We start from the raw sequence: 2,171 nt of genomic DNA, 5'->3' as shown, positions 1-2,171 counted from the left end.
CCCGGCCCGCGACGCCATACGGCGCCAGCGCCAGAGCGCCCCGGGCATCCCCGCGCTGATGGAGGGCCTGCGCGGCGCGCCAGGCCTGGCGCTGCGCTATGCCAGCTTTCCCGGTGCCGACCATGGCAGCGCCATGCTGCCAGCGGCACAGAAGGCGCTGGCAATGGCGATCGAGGACTGAGTGCCATGTCCGAGCCCGCGCTGACAAGCCTCAGCACCCAAGGCCAGGTCGCCACCCCGGAGGCCAGCCGCTATCTGCAGCGCCTGTGCTACCACTTCAGCCGCAAGATCAGCGTGCAGTACGACAGCCACCAGGGCGAGGCCCAGTTCCCCTGGGGCCACTGCAGCCTGCGGGCCGAGGGCGACATGCTGTCCTTTGTCTGCAGCGCTGACAATGCCGAGGCACTGGCCAGGGTACGCCATGCAATCGACGCGCATGGGCGCTGTTCTCGCGCAAGAACCCGATGGTGGTGGCCTGGGTGTAAGAACCTGTTCAAAGACCGTTTAGCGCTTGGCTTGCTCGTAGAGGCCTTGCACCTTGGGCACATTGGCCTGCAGGCTGGCGATGCGGTTGGGTCCGGTCGGGTGGGTGGACAGAAAGCCAATGCCGCCCTTGCCGGTGGCCGCGCCCATCTTCTCCCACAAGCTGACGGCGGCCTGCGGTGCATAGCCGGCACGTGCAGCGATCTCCAGCCCCACCAGATCGGCATCGGATTCATCGGAGCGGCTGAACTTGAGCGTCAGCAGCTGGCCGCCCAGGTTGGCGGCGGCGGTACCCATATCGCCCAGGCCAAAAATCGCCGCGCCCAGGCGGATGCCCAGCCCGGTGGCCTGGGTCTTGGCCAGCTGCTCGCGGGAATGCTCGCGCAGCGCATGGGCCATCTCATGGCCCATCACCATCGCAATCTCGTCGTCACTCAGCTGGAGCTGGTCAATGAGCCCGGTGTAGAACACGATCTTGCCGCCGGGCATGCAAAAGGCGTTGACCTGCTTGCTGCCGATCAGGTTCACCTGCCACTTCCAGTCCTTGGCGCGCGGGTTCCAGGGCAGGGCCTGTGCAATCAGGCGCTGGGCAATCGTCTGCAGGCGCTGCAGCTGGGCATTGCCCGGCCCCGCCAATGCGCCCTGCTGCTTGGCCTGCGCCAGCAGCTCCCCGTACTGCTGCTGCGCCGCCTGCTCCAGCGCTTCGGCCGGCACCAGGTTGCGCAGCGCCGATGACTTGCCTACATCCACCTGCGCCCAGGCACTGCCCGCGCTACCGGCACCCACCACGGCAGCCCCTGCGACCAGGGTCTGCAGCCAGGCGCGGCGCCCATGGCAGGCACAGCTGAACAATGGTGAGGGATGGGGCAGATCAGGCATTCCAGTTCCAATCATGAAAACACGATGTTTGCACAAGTTTTTAACCAGCTTGTGGCTAAAACTATCGCCCTGGCCCAACAAGCAGATCACCGAAGCAAGAGTGTCACCCAATGGCCAAATCCCACTTCGTTGTCTGAACAAATCAAGCCCGCATCTCCGCTTTCACCACCACCCACAGCCCCAGCAGCACCGCCGCCAAGCCCACCCAGGCCACCCAGGGCTGGTGTTCGCCGACGATCCACACGGCCAGCACAAAGGCAGCGACGGGCTCAATCAGGCTGAGCGCCACCCCAGTGGGCCCCGAGATATGGCGCAGGCCCATCGAGAACAGCAAGTGTGCAATGCCCGAGACAACGGCGCCCAGATAGACGACAACCAGTACCGCAGACAGGCTCCACTGCGGCATGCCCGCATACAGCGCGGCCACCGGCAGCGCGAGCAGCGCCGCGCCGCTGAACACATAGAAGTTCACCACCTTGGGGGACATATGGCTGACCAGGCGCTTGTTGACCAGCGCATAGCCGGCATAGGACAGGCCCGCCAGCAGGCACAGCACCAAGCCGGGCCAGGAGACCTGGCTGCTGCCGCCCTCGCCCATCACCATGGCCACACCACCGGCCACGCTGACCAGGGTGCCCAGCCACCACAGCGGCGACAGCGGCGCGCGCAGCACGACGGCCTGCAGCAGGCCCGCCCAGATGGGGCTGCTGCCAATGGCCACGGCCGTGCCCACGCCCACACCGGCCATCTGCAGGCCGGCGTAGAAAAACACGCTGTAGCCGCCAATGCCCAGCGATGCCCAGAAGAAC

General features: G+C 66.3%; 2 protein-coding genes and 2 pseudogenes. 2 read left to right on the top strand and 2 right to left on the bottom strand.

Translation table 11 applies throughout. The annotated features are described in order from the left end of the window. Both H928_RS32075 and H928_RS33025 read left to right on the top strand, forming a co-directional pair. Nucleotides 1-181, top strand: a pseudogene (locus H928_RS32075) (alpha/beta hydrolase); the annotation flags it as partial. 5 nt (nt 182-186) lie between these two features. After that, a pseudogene (locus tag H928_RS33025) lies at nt 187-378 on the top strand (DUF2218 domain-containing protein); the annotation flags it as partial. Nucleotides 379-504: 126 nt separating this feature from the next. On the opposite strand, the gene H928_RS0104810 reads toward H928_RS33025, so the two are convergent. Next, nucleotides 505-1,362 (bottom strand): M48 family metallopeptidase, encoded by an 858-nt coding sequence (locus tag H928_RS0104810; RefSeq protein ID WP_027010560.1) that lies wholly within the window; start codon nt 1,360-1,362, stop codon nt 505-507. A 142-nt stretch (nt 1,363-1,504) separates the two neighbouring features. Then, nucleotides 1,505-2,171, bottom strand: a 667-nt coding sequence (locus H928_RS0104805) for a DMT family transporter (RefSeq protein WP_021025491.1), incomplete at its 5' end; no start/stop codon positions are given.

Source organism: Comamonas sp. B-9, from assembly GCF_000410635.1.
Classification (GTDB): Bacteria; Pseudomonadota; Gammaproteobacteria; order Burkholderiales; family Burkholderiaceae_C; genus Comamonas.
This window is presented reverse-complemented; position numbering and strand designations above follow the sequence as displayed.

What these genes read in the sequence shown, in the direction of transcription:
- H928_RS0104810 (WP_027010560.1), bottom strand. Translation starts at nt 1,362, where the DNA reads ATGCCTGATCTGCCCCATCCCTCACCATTGTTCAGCTGTGCCTGCCAT.